This window comes from Massilia sp. (genome assembly GCF_031995545.1).
Classification (GTDB): domain Bacteria; phylum Pseudomonadota; class Gammaproteobacteria; order Burkholderiales; family Burkholderiaceae_D; genus Telluria.
Genome location: NZ_DAMAGA010000032.1, coordinates 1 through 19,217, shown reverse-complemented (window position 1 = coordinate 19,217; position 19,217 = coordinate 1). Strand labels below are relative to the sequence as shown.

Annotated in this window: 8 protein-coding genes; 7 read left to right on the top strand and 1 reads right to left on the bottom strand. The window is 62.8% G+C overall.

The window, feature by feature from the left end:
- Positions 1–517 precede the first annotated feature (517 nt).
- Entirely contained in the window at positions 518–3,565 is a 3,048-nt protein-coding gene (locus RTQ83_RS18650; RefSeq protein WP_312517734.1) for a TonB-dependent receptor plug domain-containing protein, read from the top strand.
- Positions 3,566–4,278: 713 nt separating this feature from the next.
- Entirely contained in the window at positions 4,279–7,281 is a 3,003-nt protein-coding gene (locus tag RTQ83_RS18645) for a TonB-dependent receptor (RefSeq protein WP_312517731.1), read from the top strand.
- A 196-nt stretch (positions 7,282–7,477) separates the two neighbouring features.
- On the opposite strand, the gene RTQ83_RS18640 is transcribed toward RTQ83_RS18645, so the two are convergent.
- Entirely contained in the window at positions 7,478–8,203 is a 726-nt protein-coding gene (locus RTQ83_RS18640; protein ID WP_312517729.1) for a 16S rRNA (uracil(1498)-N(3))-methyltransferase, read from the bottom strand.
- Between the two features lie 306 nt (positions 8,204–8,509).
- Between RTQ83_RS18640 and RTQ83_RS18635 the strand changes: the two genes are divergently transcribed.
- The 5 genes from RTQ83_RS18635 to RTQ83_RS18615 all read left to right on the top strand — a co-directional run bounded on the left by RTQ83_RS18635 (position 8,510) and on the right by RTQ83_RS18615 (position 19,027).
- Positions 8,510–11,404, top strand: a complete 2,895-nt coding sequence (locus RTQ83_RS18635; protein ID WP_312517726.1) for a TonB-dependent receptor domain-containing protein — start codon at positions 8,510–8,512, stop codon at positions 11,402–11,404.
- A 184-nt stretch (positions 11,405–11,588) separates the two neighbouring features.
- Complete coding sequence (gene tkt, locus RTQ83_RS18630) at positions 11,589–13,586, top strand: transketolase (RefSeq protein ID WP_312517723.1); 1,998 nt, start codon at positions 11,589–11,591, stop codon at positions 13,584–13,586.
- A gap of 91 nt (positions 13,587–13,677) precedes the next feature.
- Complete coding sequence (gene gap, locus RTQ83_RS18625; RefSeq protein ID WP_312517720.1) at positions 13,678–14,691, top strand: type I glyceraldehyde-3-phosphate dehydrogenase; 1,014 nt, start codon at positions 13,678–13,680, stop codon at positions 14,689–14,691.
- A 95-nt stretch (positions 14,692–14,786) separates the two neighbouring features.
- On the top strand, positions 14,787–15,680 hold the full coding sequence (locus RTQ83_RS18620) for a hypothetical protein (protein ID WP_312517718.1): 894 nt from the start codon (positions 14,787–14,789) through the stop codon (positions 15,678–15,680).
- A 461-nt stretch (positions 15,681–16,141) separates the two neighbouring features.
- A complete protein-coding gene (locus RTQ83_RS18615) occupies positions 16,142–19,027 on the top strand; it encodes a TonB-dependent receptor domain-containing protein (protein ID WP_312517716.1) in 2,886 nt (961 codons plus the stop codon).
- Positions 19,028–19,217 lie beyond the last annotated feature (190 nt).

Genomic DNA, 19,217 nt, shown 5'->3' with positions numbered 1-19,217 from the left:
TAGGAGCAAATGTTGCTTTTCGGATGCGCAAATCTGAAAGCCTCCGCTTATCCATTATAAGTAAAAAATATATTGCTACTCAAATGGCACCCCGATCATCGATTCGCTGTTTATTGAGCATCGGTGGTTGAATGCACATCGCGTAGGTCCAAAAAATGTAACTGTCTTTACACTACCAAAGGTCCCATTTGATAGAAAATTTCGTGAGATTCAAAAATGGTGCGATGAAGTGCCGAATAAGTGCAAATACGCACCATAAAAAACAACGAAAATTTAGTGTATTTATCTCTGTTGCATGATCTGTTGTTTGTGGACACATTTATATTTCAGTTCGTTGACATTAGAAGTTTCCCCATGGTTTTATATCTGTACGTCTTCTGCGAATTATCAACTGTGTGAATATTGATTCGTTTAAGTCGAGAGAGAAAGCAGGAAATAAGCTGGCAGCAGTGATTCGCAAACAAAAACCACGATCGGCCGTTTCAAAAGAATCGCCGACACAAGACAGGAAATCACAATGTTCAAAAAGACCGTTTTAGTCCATGCGCTGGGATTGGCATTCAGTAGTGCTGCGCTGACTGTCGCCGTGATGGCGCCGGCCATGGCGCAATCGAACGCCACCGCCTCGGTGTATGGCACCGTGGCGCCAGGCAGCAACGTCCAGGTTCTGATCGAAAACCCTGCAATCGGCTTGCGCCGCACCCTGACGCCCGATGCGCAGGGCCGCTTCAACGCGACCTCGCTGCCGACCGGTGTCTACCGTGTCTCGCAGTTGCGCGATGGCCAGGTGATCTCGGCCGTCGAAGTCGAAACCAGCATCGGCGCCAATGCCGAAGCGGTGTTTCCGGCGAGCGGCGTCCAGACCGTGGAGGTGACCGGCACCCGGCGCACCATCGACGTCAGCAGCGTCAACAGCGGCGCGACCTTCAACGCGCGCCAGCTGGCCGCGCTTCCGATCGCGCGCACCCTCGACGCCATCATCCAGCTGGCACCGAACACTACGCGCGCCGACAGCCGCTTCGCCGGCGGCGCCTCGTTCGGCGGCGGCGCAGCGTCCGAAAATTCGTACTACATCAACGGCTTCCCGGTCACCAATCCCTTGACCGGCCTGGGCGCGGCGCAGCTGCCTTTCGGCGCGATCGCCGAAGCGCAGATCCTGACCGGCGGCTTCGGCGCCGAATTCGGCCGCTCGATCGGCGGGGTGGTGAACATCATCACCAAGAGCGGCACCAACAACTGGGAAGCCGGCGGTATCGTTGCCTACGAGCCGAAGAAGTGGCGCGCCAGCCCGAAGGACTTCTACTACGCCAACACCGGCGCCAATCCTCTCACCGACGGCACCCTGAACGAGGCGCGCCGCGACAACACGCGCGAACAGAAGATCTACGGCGCCTATGTCGGCGGTCCGATCATCAAGGACAAGCTGTTCATGTTCCTGTCGGCCGAGATGACCGAGCGCGAGGAAGGCTACGTCAACGGCACCCGCACCGCGTCGGCGGCCTCGAACACCGCTTTCGGCTGGCGTGACCGGGATACCGAGCTCGAGCGCTACATGGGCAAGATCGACTTCAACATCACCGACAACCACCGTCTCGAACTGACCGCCTTGGGCGACACGCCCACGGTGGAATACGCGGACAGCGGCTTCAACTATGCCGACCGTTCGCGCAACGGCATCGTCACTGCGCGCCAGAAGCGCGTCAACGTGGCCAACAACGGCGGCGAAAGCGCCACCCTGCGTTACGTCGGCAACCTGACCCAGGACCTGACCCTGACCGCGCTGTATGGCCGTTCCGAAGCCAAGCATGAAAACACCTTCGAAGGCTACGATCCGAACCAGTACCAGATCGTGTTCACGCCGACCGCCCAGGTGCCCGGGCTGACCTATACCAATCCGCAATCGGTGATGACCAACATCCTGGCGCCAGGATCCAAGGACATCGTCGATTCGGCCCGCCTCGACCTCGAATACCGTTTGGGCGACCACATGCTGCGCGGCGGCTGGGACCAGACCAAGATCGAATCGAAGAACGCGGGTGACGACCGCGCCGGCGGCGGCCGCTGGACCTATTCTTTCACCAGCACGCCGAACCGTCCGATCAGCGGACCGGGCGGAAATACCGTGCCGGCGGTGGCCACCGGCGGCGGCTACGGTCCGCAAGGCTTTTACGTGGTCAAGGGCATCTTCACCAGCGTCACCGATTCGTTCGGCGAGCAGAGCGCCTTCTACCTCGAAGACCGCTGGCAGGCAACGCCGAACCTGCTGCTGACGCTGGGCGTGCGCAGCGAATCGTTCAAGAACCAGAACGAGAGCAAGGTCACCTTCCTCGAAATGAAGAACCAGATCCAGCCGCGCCTGGCGGCGGCCTGGGACGTGAACGGCGACGCCAGCCTCAAGATCTTCGGTACCGCCGGCCGCTATTCGGTGCCGATCCCGACCCACATCTCGGTGCGCGGTGCCGGCCGTTCGACCTTCACCAGCCAGTACTTCACGTACAGCGGCATCGATGCCAAGGGCAATCCGACCGGCCTGACCCAGCTCAGCGCGCCGCTGTCGGCGAATAACGAATACGGCCAGGAAAAAGTGGTGGCGGCGCTGGCGGCACTCGACATGAAGCCGTCCTACCAGGACGAAGTCACGCTCGGCTTCGAGCGCGCCTGGTCGCCGACCCTCAACTTCGGCGGCAAGATCATGTACCGCGAACTGAAGGAAACCATCGACGACTTCTGCGACGGCCGTCCGTTCGCGCGCTGGGCCGAGGCGCGCGGCATCACCATCACCAACCCACTGTGGGGCAATGCCTGCCAGACGTTCAATCCGGGCCGCGACAACACCTTCATGGTGGACTTCTACGGCGATCCGTCGCGCCTGACCGAGGTTTCGCTGACGGCCGCGGAGCAGGGCTTCCCGAAACCGAAGCGCACCTACGCCGCGGTCGACCTGTTCGCCGAACATCCTTACCGCGACGGCTGGTACGGACGGGTCAACTACACCTGGTCGCGCAACAAGGGCAATACCGAAGGCCAGGTGCGCTCGGACAATGGCCAGGCCGACGTGGCCGTGACCTCGACCTGGGATTATCCGGAACTGATGCTGGGCGCCTATGGCCGCCTGCCGAACGATCGTGAGCACCAGATCAAGGCCTTCGGCTTCTTCGATATCACCAAGGAACTGACGGTCGGCGCCAATGCCGTGCTGGCATCGGGCCGTCCACGCAGCTGCATCGGCAGCGAACCGGAACCGGGCGACTCGCCGAACTACGAGAACCAGACCTTCTATTGCCTGGGCAGCGTGGTGACCGAGAACCGTGTCGTCGGGCGCGGCACCCTGGGCAACCTGCCATGGGAGCGCACGCTCGACCTCAACCTGGCCTACAAGCCGTCGTTCCTGAAAGGGTTGCAGGTGCGCCTCGACGTCTTCAACGTGTTCAACCGCCAGGAAATCGAAAGCGTGACCGAAGCGTACAACTCGGGCACCGAGATCAGTTCGACGTATGAACTGCCGCTGTCGTACAGCACGCCGCGCCATGCACGTATATCGGTGATGTACGACGGCAAATTCTGATCGGGGAGAAAGTGTCCTGACAGAGCCGGCAGTCTGCCGTTATCTCTGAAAACCGCCGGGAAACCGGCGGTTTTTTATTTGTCGGCCCTGCTGACGTATGTGAAATGATCGGCCGGCTTCCATGTCGGAGGCCCTTGGTGCTGACAGCGGAAAATGAAATGCTGTTTGGTACCTACTGCTGTTTCGTGAATATCTTAATGAGTCGAGCGGTTGTCTTCATGCCCTGCACCATGTATGCACGGGGTATTTCAAACTGATGACGGCACCCGTCCTTGCGAAATTTTTCAGAGATTTCCCACACAAAAATTTTGCAGTCGCACATTTTTTTGAATTTTCATGCTTTTGGCATGCCATCTTTTTTGGTGCAGCACTGCCACATAATTGCACATTTGCGCACCACTAGTTATCAATCCGTTGCATATCGTTAACGTATCGTTGCAGAAATGCACAAATGTAACTTTTAGCGTTGACACTCGCATGGGGCGCGTGTTTTTATTTGTAACTTCAGTAACATTTCTACGTGGAAGTTGCTGGGCGTCGTGGAGGTTGGCGGCGGTGGAGCTCAGGGCCGAAAGAGCCTGGTTCAGAGAGATGTGTGGCCGGCAGGCCAATAATTAATAGGAAATCACATGTTTAGAAATACTGTTCTGGTTCGTGCGTTGCAGTTGGCTTTTGCAACTGGTGCTATTACCGTAGCGATGACGCCGACCGCCATGGCGCAATCCAACGCCTCGGGTGTTGCTTACGGCAAGGTTGCCGCAGGCACCGCCGATACCGTTACCCTGCGTAACAACGGCACCAACGCTACCCGTACCTCGGCTCTCGACGCAAACGGCAACTTCCGCGTGTCCAGCCTGCCGATCGGTATCTACACCGTCACCCTGACCAAGGGCGGCGCAACCGTCGGTACTACCCAGATCGAAGTCCTGGCCGGCCAGGGTGTCGAAGCCGAATTCGCCGGTGCAGCACCGGCTGGCGGCGCACAAACCGTCCAGGTGACTGGCCGCCGTAACCGTATCGACGTCTCGACCTCGAACAACGGCGCGACCTTCACCGCGCGCGAACTGGAAAAACTGCCGACCGGCCGTAGTGTCGAGTCGATCGTCCAGCTGGCGCCGAACACCACCCGCAGCGACCCGAGCTACCCGGCCGGCGCCAGCTTCGGTGGCGGTGCCGCATCGGAAAACGCGTACTACATCAACGGTATGGTCGCGACCAATGCGCTGACCCAGCTGGGCGCGATGGAACTGCCATTCGGCGCGATCGCGCAGGCGCAGGTCCTGACCGGCGGTTTCGGCGCCGAGTTCGGCCGTTCGACCGGCGGCGTGGTCAACATCACCACCAAATCCGGTACCAACACCTGGGAAGTCGGCGGCCTGGCATCGATCACGCCAAAATCGACCCGCGCCAGCTACCGCGACCAGTACTACGCGAACACCGGCGCGCTGCCGCGCACCGACGGTACCCTGTACCTGCGCCGTGGCGATAACGAACTGACCCAGAAACAATATTCGGCATGGGCCGGCGGCCCGCTGATCAAGGACACCCTGTTCGGCTTCGTCGCACTGGAGCAGACCGAAAGCGAACAGCGCCTGGTCAACGGCACCACCGCATCGACCACCCTGGGCACCAACGGCTACCGCGAAGCGGACACCACCACCAAGCGCTACATGGCCAAGGTGGACTGGAACATCAACGACAGCCACCGCCTGGAATTCACCTCGATCGGCGACCTGCCAGAGACCGACCTGCGCTACCGTTCATACAACTACACCACCCGTGAAGTGGGTTCGACCGTCAACTCGTCGATTCACCAGGAACACGGTCCGATCAACCCGAATGGCGGCAAGCTGAACAGCCTGCGCTACATCGGCAACATCACCGACGACCTGACCATCAACCTGCTGTACGGCAAAACCAAGTCGGAGCACATCTATCTGCCGACCGGCTACGATCCGACCATCCTGCAGGTGTCCGCATCGCCGGAAAACCGTGCTCCAGGCATCAGCTACGTCGGCGGCCAGCGCATCACCGGCAACATCCCGCTGAGCGGCTCGACCGACGAGATGACCTCGAAGCGTCTGGACCTGGAATACAAGATCGGCAACCACACCATCCGCGCCGGCCTGGACAACAACAAAGCCGTGTCGCAAGGTGCCGGCGAAGCCAACGCCGGTGGCGGTATCTGGACCTACAACCGCAGCGTTGATGCGAACGGCAATCCGCAAGTAACCCAGCCATTCGGCGCCGACGGCCCGGACATTCCTGCACTGGCACCGTTCGGCGGCCTGGCAGCACAGGGCTACTACGTCACCCGCTCGATCTACTCGACCATCTCGAATGCCTATGCAGGCCAGGATGCGCAGTATCTGGAAGACCGCTGGCAGGCTACCAAGGACCTGCTGGTGACGATTGGCGTGCGCCGCGAAGGCTTCTATAACGCCAACCAGGACAACGTCAAATACATCGAGATGAAGAACCAGATCGCGCCGCGTGTCAACGTGGCGTGGGACGTGAACGGCGACAGCTCGTTCAAGGTCTTCGGTAGCGCCGGCCGCTACACCGTGCCGATCCCGACCCTGGTCGCACTGCGCGGCGCCAACGGCTCGCTGTACACCTTCCAGCACTTCGCCTATAGCGGCACCGACGCCAACGGCCAGCCGACCGGCCTGACCCAGCTGACCGGTATCGGTTCGAACAACAACGAACTCGGCCAGGCGAAGAATCCTGCGACGGTTGCAGCGCAGGACATGAAGCCGGCCTTCCAGGATGAGATCACCCTGGGTATGGAGCGTCAGCTGACTCCTGACTACGTCTTCGGCGCCAAGTTCACCTACCGCAAGCTGCGTTCGACCATCGACGATACCTGCGATGGCCGTCCGTTCGTGCGCTACGCCGAGCGTAACAACATCGACGCTTCGGATTACCACTTCGGTTGCGCCAGCTTCAACCCGGGTGAGGCGAACGACTTCTACGTCGATTATGGAAACAACGGCAACCTGACCGCCGTTCACCTGACCAAGGAAGACCTGGGCTTCGACAAGCCGGTGCGTACCTACGCCGCGCTCGACTTCCGCCTCGAGCACCCGTACCGCAACGGCTGGTATGCCGCCGTCAACTACACCCTGGCGCGTAACCGCGGCAATACCGAAGGCCAGACCCTGTCGGATACCGCAACTGCACAGGGCGACGTGGCTGCTACCCAGACCTGGGATTATCCAGAGCTGATGGTCGGCTCGGACGGCCTGCTGCCTAACGATCGCAAGCACCAGCTCAAGGCCTACGGCTTTGTCGACGTGACCAAAGAAGTCGTGGTCGGCGCCAACCTGCTGCTGGCTTCGGGTCGTCCGCGTTCGTGCTCGGGTACTAACCCGATCACCAATGCACCAGGCTGGGACGGTGAGAACTACCAGTCGGCAGCGCGTTACTGCTTCGGCGCAACCGGCGATCAGAACGTGCTGGTGCCGCGCGGTACCCTGGGCCGTCTGCCATGGGAAAAGACGCTGGATCTGAACGTGGTCTACCGTCCGGCAATGCTGGAAGGCCTGGCCCTGCGCGTCGACGTGTACAACGTGTTCAACGACCAGTCGATCCAGAAGGTCAACGAGCGCTACAACACGAACAACTCGCGTTACGCTCTGTACGAGACCCCGACCTACTTCACCGCACCGCGTGCAGCGAAGTTCTCGGTCGAGTACAACAAGCGCTTCAACTAAGCGTGTAGTGCAAGCGTTGCGGCGCAGTCGGGCCGCAACGCTGAGCCTGGCGGCCCGGTCGATGTTTCGGCCGGGCCGTTTTTCATTCAGCACTTGAATTGTCCTGCTTCACGGCGCTTGACGTAAAAAAGGCCTGCCGGCATCACTGCCGGCAGGCCTTTTTTCATCACTTCAGAACCACCCAGGGCAGGGTGCTTCAGATCCCGCCCCATGCCCCCGCAAACAGGGCCAGCGCCGCCAGTCCGGCGGTCTCGGTACGCAGCACGCGCGGCCCCATCGACAGGGCAAGCGCGCCGGCCGCCAGCGCCGCGTCTTCTTCTTCCGGCGCAAAGCCGCCTTCCGGACCCACCATCAGCGTCACCGCCTGCGGCCCATTGGCGCGCGCCCAGCCGGCCAGCGATTCGGTGGCGCGCGGCGTCAGCAGGATGCGCGGCGCCTCCGTAGGCGTCGCCAGCCAGGCCTTGAACTCGGCCAGTGCGTGCAGCCGCACCAGCCGGTTGCGCCCGCACTGTTCTGATGCGGAAACAATCACCCCTTCCCAGTGCGCCTGGCGCTTCTCGGCGCGCTCGCCGGACAGCCGCACCACGCTGCGCTGCGCCGCCAGCGGCTGGATCGCGGCCGCGCCCAGCTCGACCGCCTTCTCGACGATCCAGTCCATTTTCGAGCCTTCCGGCAGCGCCTGTGCCAGCGTCACGGCGTACGGCGTTTCGACCTCCACGGCCTCGAAGGCATCGACCTGCACCGTGGCCCGCTTTTTGCATAACTCAACAAGGGTAACGCCATATTGACCACCATCACCGTTGAACAGCGTGAGCGTGGCGCCGGGCTGGAGCCGGACGACATGCAAGTGGTGGGCGACGTCGGCCGGGAGTGCGATGGTGGCGCCGGTCGTGAGCGGCAGAGGACAGTAGAAGCGGGGCATGCAGGGCCTGGGAAAGATCGGTAACGGCACATTGTAGTGTGCCCGTCCGCGATGGAACAAACGGCCGGAAAAAAGCCGGCAGTCAAGGCATATGCATATGGCAAAAAGTGCGTGTCATTTTTCCGACACATTGCCATATGTCATTGACATAAATCAATCAAAAATGGTCCTATGGACGTACGTACATAGTCATCAATACGTCGCCGGGACACCATCGAAAGGAGGTAACAGGGCAATCAAATCGCCGTAGAGCGCAACACCAAGTTTGGCCGCATTTTATGTAGTTCAATACGTGGGAATATAAGAATGATTAAAGAGAAAGCAATCACGCGAGCTGTACGCCTCACCCTGGTCGTCGCGGGCCTGACTTCCGCACTGCCGGCATTTGCCCAGCAGTCCGCCAACGTCGTGCAAGTGACCGGTACGCGCATCACGTCGCCCGGCATCACGTCCAACAGCCCGATCTCGTCGATTACTGCCGAGGAAATCCGCACCACCCAGCCGATCGCGGTCGAAGAATTCTTCAAGGCGCTGCCGTCGGCAGTCGCTTCGATCGGCCCGGCGACCAACAACGGTACCGGCGGTGGCGCAACTATCGACCTGCGTGGCCTGGGCGCCAACCGCTCGCTGGTGCTGATCAACGGCCGCCGCATCGTGCCGTTCAACCTCAACGGTACGGTCGACACCAACTCGATTCCCATCGCATTGCTCAGCCGCGTCGACGTGCTGACCGGCGGCGCCTCGGTGGTCTACGGCGCCGACGCCGTGGCCGGCGTGGCCAACTTCAACCTGCGCCGCAACTTCACCGGCGTCGAGGTCAGCAGCACCTACGGCGCCAGCGCCGACGAACGCGACACCAAGCGCCGCCGCACCGACATCACCATCGGCAGCAACCTGGCCGATGGCCGCGGCAACGTGGTACTGAGCGTGGGCAAGACCAAGTCCGATCCGCTGACCCAGGGCGAGCGCGACTTCGGCGTCGTCAGCCTGAACTCGGTGACCGGCGGCCCGACCGGCTCGACCACCGGCGTACCCGGCATCTTCTCGACCACGCTCGGCCCGGGCGGCACCAATGTACTGCCGGGTAACTCGCAGATCAATCCTGCCACCGGCCAGCTGATCCAGCCGGCAGTGCCGTACAACACCAATCCGCCGAACTACTACGCGACCGGCCTGGACCGCACCCAGGTCACGGCGCTGGGTAACTTCCGCATCAACGATCACGCCGAGGTCTACACCGACGTGTTCTACACCACCAGCGAAGTGGCGTCCGCGCTGGCCGATACGGGCACCTTCGGCAACACCTTCCAGGTGCCGATCGGTAACCCGTACATTCCGCAACCGGCGCGCGAGCAGCTGTGCCTGCGGCGCGGCATTCCGATCGCCAGCTGCGTGGCCGGCAACGCCACCATGGTGCCGCTCACCATTGGCCGCCGCTTCACCGAACTCGGTCCGCGCCTGAATGACTTCGACAACAAGACCCTGCAGTACACCATCGGCCTGAAAGGCGACGTCGCGGCCGACTGGAGCTATGACGCCTACTGGAGCAGCGGCACCGCCGACCAGACCCAGGTGCGCGGCAACTGGGGCTCGTTCTCGAAAGTGGCGCAGGCGCTCAATGCCTTGAGCACCACTGCCTGCGTGAATCCGGCCAACGGCTGCGTGCCGCTGAACGTGTTCGGCGCCGAAGGTTCGATTACGCCGGAACAGCTGGCCTTCATCAACCAGTCCGCGCTGCTGCGCCAGAAGGTCAAGCAGGACGTGGCCGCGCTGTCGCTGTCGGGCACCCTGGGCGAGACCGTGCGCAGCCCGCTGGCCGAGGATCCGATCGCGATCTCGCTGCTGGCCGAGCACCGCAAGGTCAGCGCCAGCACCCAGTCCGACGCCGCTTCGCAGATCCAGAACGAAGTGCTGGGCACCGGTGCGCCGACCCCGGACCGCCGCGGCGAATTCTCGCTGATGGAATACGGCATCGAGATGTTCGTGCCGCTGGTTAAGAACAAGCCGTTCGTGCGTTCGCTCAACGCCGAACTGGGTTACCGCGAAACCAGCTTCAAGACCGCCACCAAGACCAACTACGGCAGCTGGAAAGCCGGCGGCGAATGGGCGCCGGTGCAGATGTTCCGCGTGCGCGGCATGCTGCAGAAAGCGACCCGTGCGCCGAACGTCAACGAGCTGTTCGCGCCGAACGTCACCGGCCTGTCGAACCTGGGCACCGACCCGTGCCAGGGCGCCAACATCAATGCCGCGCAAGCCAACACCGCCGGCACGCTGTCGAACCTGTGCCGCCTGACCGGCGTGCCGGTATCCGAGATCGGCAGCCTGCCGGCACCGTCCTCGGGCCAGATCAACCAGCTCAGCGGCGGTAACCCGAACCTGGGACCGGAATCGGCCAAGACCAAGACCATCGGCTTCGTGTTCGAGCCGCTGCCGCGCCTGGCGCTGTCGGTCGACTACTACAAGATCGACATCACCGATGCGGTGTCGTCGCCGTCGACCACCGACATCCTGGACGGCTGCTACAGCGCCGCGCTGAACCCGGGCTTCGTGCTCAACGAAGCCTGCGGCATGGTCGGCCGTAACACCGGCAACGGCACCTTCAATGGTGTCGCTTCGCGCGGCGTCGCCACGCCGCAGTCGAACCTCGGTGCCCAGAGCACCGCCGGCGTCGACCTGAACGTGGCCTACCGCATGAACCTGTCGCAAGTGGGCCTGGCCGCCGGCTACGGCAGCCTGGATCTGTCGCTGGGCGCGAACTTCGTGACCGACTACACCTTCCAGGCCACCCCGACCTCGGTCGAGCGCGATTGCCTGGGTTACTACAGCATCGCCTGCAACAGCGTGGTGAATGCGCCGGTGTACAAGCGCAAGTTCAACCAGCGTACCACCTGGAACGCCGGCGCCTGGTCGGTCGGCTACAACTGGCGCTACGTGAGCGCGGTGACCGAAGAGCCGGGCGGCACCGTGTTCCTGCCTGAGTTCTCGCGGATCAAAGCTTACCACTACGTCGATGCCAACGTGAACTATCGCATCAACGAAAACGTGCGCCTGACCCTGTCGGTGGTGAACCTCGGCGACAAGAAACCGCCGATCGTCGGCGGCTCGATCGGCGGTACCGGTCCGAACAGCGGCAATACCTTCCCGCAGAGCTACGACGTGATCGGCCGTTACGTGACCCTGGGCGCCAACGTCAAGTTCTGATCGACGTTTCGCCAGTAGCTGCAAGAGCCCGGTGCCTGCGCACCGGGCTTTTTTTCGTTCATGACACTAGGAAATGCAGCCGCGGCAACCACCGCTTTCGAAATCGGTCGCGCATGCTCTGGTAAAATAACGGGCTACGGCCCGCAGCATGCCACCGCTTTCCAATCCCTGATCCACGATCTCCATGAAATCTACGCAAACCACCACCCTGATGGCCAACGCGATCCGCGCGCTGGCGATGGACGCTGTGCAAAAGGCCAACTCGGGCCACCCGGGCATGCCGATGGGCATGGCGGAAATCGCCGTCGCCCTGTGGGACAAGCACTACCGCCACAATCCGGCCAATCCGGGCTGGATCAACCGCGACCGCTTCCTGCTGTCGAACGGCCACGGTTCGATGCTGCACTACGCGCTGCTGCACCTGGCCGGTTACGACCTGACCATGGACGACCTGCGCGACTTCCGCCAGATGCACTCGAAGACCCCGGGCCACCCGGAAGTCGGCATCACCCCGGGCGTGGAGACCACCACCGGTCCGCTCGGCCAGGGCATCGCCAACTCGGTCGGCATGGCGCTGGCCGAGTGGCTGCTGGGCTATGAATTCAACCGTCCGGGTTACGACGTGGTGGATCACTACACCTACGCCTTCCTGGGCGACGGATGCCTGATGGAAGGCATCTCGCACGAAGTGGCGTCGCTGGCCGGCACCCTGCGCCTGAACAAGCTGATCTGGCTGTACGACGACAACGGCATCTCGATCGACGGTAAAGTCGAAGGCTGGTTCACCGACGATACCCAGAAGCGCTTCGAGGCCTACGGCTGGAACGTGATCCCGAAGGTCGACGGCCACAGCGTCGCCGACGTCTCGGCAGCCATCGAGCAGGCGAAACAGTCGGACCGTCCGACCCTGATCTGCTGCAAGACCATCATCGGCAAGGGCGCCCCGAACCTGGAAGGCGGAGATAAAGTCCACGGCGCGCCGCTGGGCGACAAGGAAATCGCGGCCGTGCGCCAGCACCTGGTGTGGGATCCGATCCCGTTCGATATCCCGGCCGAACTGTACGAAGCATGGGACGCCAAGGAACGCGGCGCGCAGCTTGAGACCGAATGGACCACCCTGTTCGACGCCTACCGCGCCGCCCACCCTGAGCTGGCCGCCGAACTCGAGCGCCGCACCAAGGGTGAACTGCCGGGCAACTTCCAGGCGACCCTGGACGCGGCCATCGCCGCCTGCATCGACAAGAAGGAAACCATCGCCACCCGCAAGGCCTCGCAGAACGCGATCCAGGCGCTGGCACCGGTGCTGCCGGAATTCCTGGGCGGCTCGGCCGACCTGACCGGCTCGAACCTGACCAACTGGAAAGAATCGGTCGCAGTGCGTTCGGGCATTCCGGGTAACCACGTCAACTACGGCGTGCGTGAATTCGGCATGAGCGCGATCCAGAACGGCGTCGCCCTGCACGGCGGCTTCATCCCGTTCGGCGCCACCTTCCTGACTTTCTCGGACTACAGCCGCAATGCGCTGCGCATGGCCTCGCTGATGAAGATCCGTTCGATCTCGGTGTTCACCCACGACTCGATCGGCCTGGGCGAAGACGGCCCGACCCACCAGTCGATCGAGCACGTCTCGTCGCTGCGCCTGATCCCGGGCCTGGACAACTGGCGTCCGTGCGACACCGTCGAATCGGCGGTGGCATGGGGCGCGGCGGTCCAGCGCAAGGATGGTCCGTCGACCCTGATCTTCTCGCGCCAGAACCTGCCGTACATGGAGCGTGAAGCACAACAGGTGAGCGACATCGCCAAGGGCGGCTACGTGCTGCGCGACGCGGCCGACGCCAAGGTCGTGCTGATCGCGACCGGTTCGGAAGTCGAACTGGCGGTGAAGGCTGCCGAAGCGCTGGCAGGCGAGGGCATCGCCGCGCGCGTGGTCTCGATGCCGTCGACCGACGTGTTCGATCGTCAGGACGCCGCCTACAAGGCCAGCGTGTTGACCAAAGGCGTGCCGCGTGTCGCGATCGAAGCCGGCGTCACCGCCTTCTGGTACAAGTACGTGGGCCTGGAAGGCGCGGTGGTCGGTATCGACACCTTCGGCGAATCGGCGCCGGCGCCGGTGCTGTTCAAGCACTTCGGCTTCACCGTCGAGAACGTCGTGGCGAAAGCCAAGGAAGTTATCGCAGCATAAGGTTTGCCGGACACGGGCTGCTTCTCTGGGGAAGCGGCCCGTTCTACTATGTTCGTTACCAAAAAAGTTTTTTTCTAATCAGGAGCAGAGCATGACGATCAAAGTTGCAATCAATGGTTATGGCCGCATCGGCCGCAATGTGCTGCGCGCCTTCTACGAAGGCGGCAAGAAGCAAGACATCGAGATCGTGGCGATCAACGACCTCGGCAACGCCGAATCGAACGCCCACCTGACCCGCTACGACACCGCGCACGGCAAGTTCCCGGGCACCGTCACGGTCGATGGCGACAACATGATCGTCAACGGCGACAAGATCCGCGTGTTCGCGCAGCGCAACCCGGCCGAGATCCCATGGGGCGAGCTGGGTGTGGACGTGGTGCTGGAGTGCACCGGCTTCTTCACCACCAAAGAAAAAGCGTCGGCCCACCTGAAGGGCGGCGCCAAGAAAGTCATCATTTCGGCACCGGGCGGCAAGGACGTCGACGCCACCGTCGTGTTCGGCGTGAACCAGGACGTGCTCAAGAGCTCGGACACCGTCATCTCCAACGCATCGTGCACCACCAACTGCCTGGCGCCGCTGGTCAAGCCGCTGAACGAAGCGATCGGCCTGGAAACCGGCCTGATGACCACCGTGCACGCCTACACCAACGACCAGGTGCTGACCGACGTGATGCACGAAGACCTGCGCCGCGCGCGTTCGGCGACCCAGTCGATGATCCCGACCAAGACCGGCGCCGCCGCCGCGGTCGGCCTGGTGCTGCCGGAACTGAACGGCAAGCTGGACGGCTTCGCGATCCGCGTGCCGACCATCAACGTGTCGATCGTCGACCTGTCGTTCATCGCCAAGCGCGACACCACGGTCGAAGAGATCAACGAGATCATGAAGAAGGCCGCGTCGGAAGGCCCGCTGCAGGGCATTCTGACCTATAACACCGATCCGCTGGTGTCGGTCGACTTCAACCACAACCCGGCATCGTCGAACTTCGACGCCACCCTGACCAAGGTCTCGGGCCGCCTGGTGAAAGTGACCTCGTGGTACGACAACGAGTGGGGCTTCTCGAACCGCATGCTGGACACCACCGTGGCGCTGATGAACGCCAAGTGATGCGTCGCACCTGACCGACCGACCCGGACGCTTCGGCCTCCGGGTTTTTTTTCGTCTATCCAATGAGAATAACGACTTTTCTGCTGGCCGCTTGTTTGGCGACCCCGGCTCTGGCGGCGCCCGGCGCGCTGCCGCCCCCGCTGCTGTTGACCGATGCCTTCAGCGCGTCCTGGGAAGCGACCAGGGATCAGCCGCCGGCGGCGCGTGTGGCCGATTTCAGGTCGCGCGTGACGACGCGCTTTGCGGCGTTCTATCGCAAGGAAGGCGCCGGCGCCGGCGCGGACAGCGAGCAGCGCATCCTGCGCGCACTCGACAACTTCCCGGCAATCCGCGCCGGCTACGCGCGCAAGGCGGCCGAACTCACGGCGATGCTGGACACCCACCTGACCACCTTCCAGGCGCGCTTTCCCGACTACCGGCCGAGCCACGAGATCGTGGTGCTGCATTCGCTGGGCGAAATGGATGGCGGGGTGCGCACCCTGGGCGGCAAGCAATACCTGATCTTCGGCGTGGACGTCATGGCGCGGCGCGAGGGCAGCGAGGCGGCGTTCTTCCACCATGAACTGTTCCATACCTACCACCTGCCATACCTGAGCCGATGCGAAGGCGGCATCTGGATGCCGCTGTGGGCCGAAGGCCTGGCGACCCATGTGGCGAAGACCATGAATCCGCAGGCCGGCGACACCGAGCTGCTGCTCGATTTCCCGGCCGGGACGGTGGCGCGTACCAAGGCCAGTCTGGACAGCGCGCTCGAGCAGCTGGCGCGCAACCTGGACAGCGAAGACGCGACGCTGGCGGCCGCGCTGTTCACGGTCGGCGGCGCGGACGGCGCCTTGCCGGTGCGGCGTGGCTATTACCTCGGTTATCTGGTGGCGCAGCAGGCGGGACGCCGCCACAGCCTCGAGCAGCTGGCGCAACTCGACTGCGCACAGGTGCGCGCGCTGATCGGTACGGCGCTCGACGAACTGCGCCAGGCGAGAAGGCCATGAACGCGGCGTAATGTGCGAGTCGCACATCCGTGCAACTTTCGGTTGCGCCCAGTCGCCCCCGGATGCCGTCCTGGCATGCGGGGGTTTTTTCGTCGTGCACCCGCTTGATACGTGAGTCGAGAGGTGAGCAGAGATGGTTCTGAGAGTGAAAATGTAACGACACGCACCTTGGTAGAGGGGAGCATGAGACGCTTTGGTGCATTGTGCGGCGTGGTGGACCGAACGGTTTTATCGACAGAAAGTCATAAATCAGCCGGCATCTTCAGATTTTAATATATATTAATGAGAAAATATTCGAATAATATTCTGTGTTTTGCTTTTACAACAAAAGCGTGATTTTTCACCTGTTCAACAGGAAAAACATTTCTTTTCGGGCACTCGTCTGAGAGACTGATTCGGCATGCATAACATGCATATCGGACAAAGATCCGGATAAACAACACAGCACCGAGAGGAAAAACTTGAAAACTCCACACTTGAAGCAGAGCGTGATCGCCGTCGCCCTGGCGCTCGCCGCAACGCCGTTCGCCACGGCGCAAACCGCCGGCGCGGAAGGCGCGCAGACCGTGTACGTCACGGGCTCGAACCTGAAGCGCACCGACAAGGAAGGCACCCAGCCGATCCAGACCATCACCGCCAAGGACATTCGCGAGACCGGTGCCACCACCGTAACCGAGTTGATCCGCCTGGTGCCGTCGATGGGGACCGACAACAATCTCGACACCAATGACGGCGGCTTCTCGCGCGGCGTCTCGACCGCCTCGCTGCGCGGCCTGTCGTCGACCTCGACCCTGATCCTGCTCAATGGCCGCCGCATGACGCCGGCCGCCTACGCCGATCCGAACAACGGCAACTCGACCCTGTACGACCTGAACTCGATCCCGCTCGCCGCCCTCGAGCGGGTCGAGATCCTGCGCGACGGCGCCTCGGCCGTGTACGGCTCGGACGCGATCGGCGGCGTGATCAACTTCATCACCAAGTCCAACTACCAAGGCCGCGAAATCTCGGCGCGCATGAGCGCCAACGACGACGCCAACTTCAAGCGCAAGGGGGTGAACTTCTTCGCCGGCACCGGCGACCTGGAAGACGACGGCTACAACGTGTTCGTCACCGGTGACTTCTCCGAGCGCGACCGCGTCCAGCGCGACGAAGTGCGCGACATCAAGTTCAACCAGTACCAGCGCCTGTCGAACCGTTATGCCACGCCGTACGGCAGCACGGTCTCGGGCGCCCCGGCGTTCTACCGCGAAACCGCGCCCGGCTCGGGCCAGTTCACCGCGACCCAGGCCAACGCCGCCCAGCGCCTGGTCTACAACACCAATTGCGACCCGTCGCGCCAACTGGTCGGCTCGACCGGCATGGGCCTGTCGGCCGCCAGCGTGTTCATCGGCCGCACCTTCTGCAACTTCGATACCAACCAGTACCTGGAAGGCGCCGGCGCCGGCAAGGACGCCAGCCTGATGAGCCGCGGCGTGTTCAAGCTGGGCCAGAACGTGCGCGCCTTCGCCGAAGTAGCGTACGCGCGCACCGAGCGCCAGTACACCGCGGCGCCGATCGGCATCAGCACCGGCGTCACCACCAACTTCACGTCGGCCGGCATCGCGCCGAGCTACCAGACCATCCTGCCGGCCGGCCACCCGGACAATCCATTCCCGGATGCGCGCGCCTCGGTCGCCTACCGCTTCGAGAACGCCCCGAGCGGCACCGAAACCATCAACCAGAACGGCCGCCTGCTGGCCGGCCTGCAGGGCAGCGCTGGCAGCTGGGACTGGGAAACCGGCGTGCTGTACAACGAAGCGCGGCGCGAAGACACCTACCAGGGCCGCCTGTACCTGCCGACCCTGCGTACGCTGAACGCCGGCGCCACGCTGGCCCAGCTGTCGAGCAATCCGGACCTGTTCCGCAGCACCTCGAGCGACGACAAGGCCTCGATCCTGCAGTTCGACGTCAAGGCCAATACCGAGTTCGGCCAGCTGCCGGGCGGCGCCATCGGCCTGGCCGTGGGCGCCGAGGCGCGCCGCGAAAAGCTGGTCATGCGTCCGGACGACCTGCTGGCCAGCGGCCAGATCTTCGGCCTGGCCAACACCATCATCGACGGCGAGCGCGAGGTCAAGTCGGCCTTCATCGAGATGCGCACGCCGCTGCTGAAGAACTTCGAGATGGACTTCGCCGGCCGCTGGGACAAGTACCCGGGCATCAAGACCAACTTCGTGCCGAAGGTCGGCGCCAAGTGGACCGTCACCAACAGCCTGGCCCTGCGCGGCACCTATGCCGAAGGCTTCCGCGCCCCGGCGCTGTCGCAGGTGACCCCGGGCGGCGCCCAGTTCTTCCTGTCTGGCCTGTATGACCCGAAACGCTGCGAGACCGACGAGGAAACGCCGAAACCGGGCGCGACCGAGATCGACTGCAACAAGTCGGCCTCGGGCACCGGCGGCGCCAATCCGGACCTGAAGCCGGAAACCTCGAAGAGCTATTCGTTCGGCATCCTGTTCTCGCCGACCGCCAACTGGGACTTCGGCTTCGACTTCTACAAGATCCGCAAGGAAGGCGAAGTCGCGCTGGGCAGCGCGTTCGATGCGCTGCGTAACGAAGACAGCAATCCGGCACTGGTGGTGCGCGACACCAACCCGGCCAACTTCGTGACCGACGGGAATGGCGTCCCGATCCCGGGCACCGGCCCACTGCTGATGGTGCGCCAGCCGTGGACCAACCAGGGTTCGGTCGAAGTGCAGGGCGTCGACATCGACGTCGCGTTCCGCAAGAACCTGGGCGAGTGGGGCCAGTTCAGCGCCAAGCTGACCTCGGCGTACATGCACTCGTACACGCTGCAGCAGTCGCCGGGCGACGCCGAACATAACTTGGTGGGCTACAACGCCGGCCTGCTCGACTGGAACCTGTCGAGCGGCATCGACCTGCCGCGCTGGAAGACCAGCCTGTCGGGCTCGCTGACCCGCGGCGCGCACGCCTTCAGCGCCAACCTGAACTACACCGGCACGGTGTCGCTGGCACGCCGCTACGACAACGACACCGAGTACGCGCAGCAGTTCTGCCACTACCAGCCGGCCACCAGCGCCAGCATGCCGAGCGCCAGCATCGCGGTGCCGGGCTACCTGAGCGAGTTCCCGGGTTGCAAAGTGAAGGAATGGTGGCGTGTCGGCGTGGGCTATACCTACACCGGCATCCAGAACCTGGCCCTGACGCTGAACATCCAGAACCTGTTCGACGAAAAGGCGCCGTTCGATCCGCGCTACGGCGCCAGTTCGGGCGCACCGCTGGCCGGCTACAACGAAGGCCTGCATAACCCGTACGGCCGTTACTTCTCGGTGTCGGCGCGCTACAGCTTCTGATCCAACCGTTGAAACAGCCGCTCGACTTCGTGTCGAGCAGCCGAGCCGCCCGGTGCAAGCCGGGCGGTTTTTTTAGGCGCTGTTATCGTTAAATATGGATGAGGGTTGAACTGTTGAGCCGTCTAGCGGTCCAAGCCTTCTCGTCATCCATAGGAGCCGATCATGAAGGCGCGCAGGTTCAAGAAGCTGT

Coding starts and splice junctions, on each gene's coding strand:
- RTQ83_RS18650 (WP_312517734.1), top strand. CDS start 518: ATGTTCAAAAAGACCGTTTTAGTCCATGCGCTGGGATTGGCATTCAGT.
- RTQ83_RS18645 (WP_312517731.1), top strand. CDS start 4,279: ATGGCGCAATCCAACGCCTCGGGTGTTGCTTACGGCAAGGTTGCCGCA.
- RTQ83_RS18640 (WP_312517729.1), bottom strand. CDS start 8,203: ATGCCCCGCTTCTACTGTCCTCTGCCGCTCACGACCGGCGCCACCATC.
- RTQ83_RS18635 (WP_312517726.1), top strand. CDS start 8,510: ATGATTAAAGAGAAAGCAATCACGCGAGCTGTACGCCTCACCCTGGTC.
- tkt (WP_312517723.1), top strand. CDS start 11,589: ATGAAATCTACGCAAACCACCACCCTGATGGCCAACGCGATCCGCGCG.
- gap (WP_312517720.1), top strand. CDS start 13,678: ATGACGATCAAAGTTGCAATCAATGGTTATGGCCGCATCGGCCGCAAT.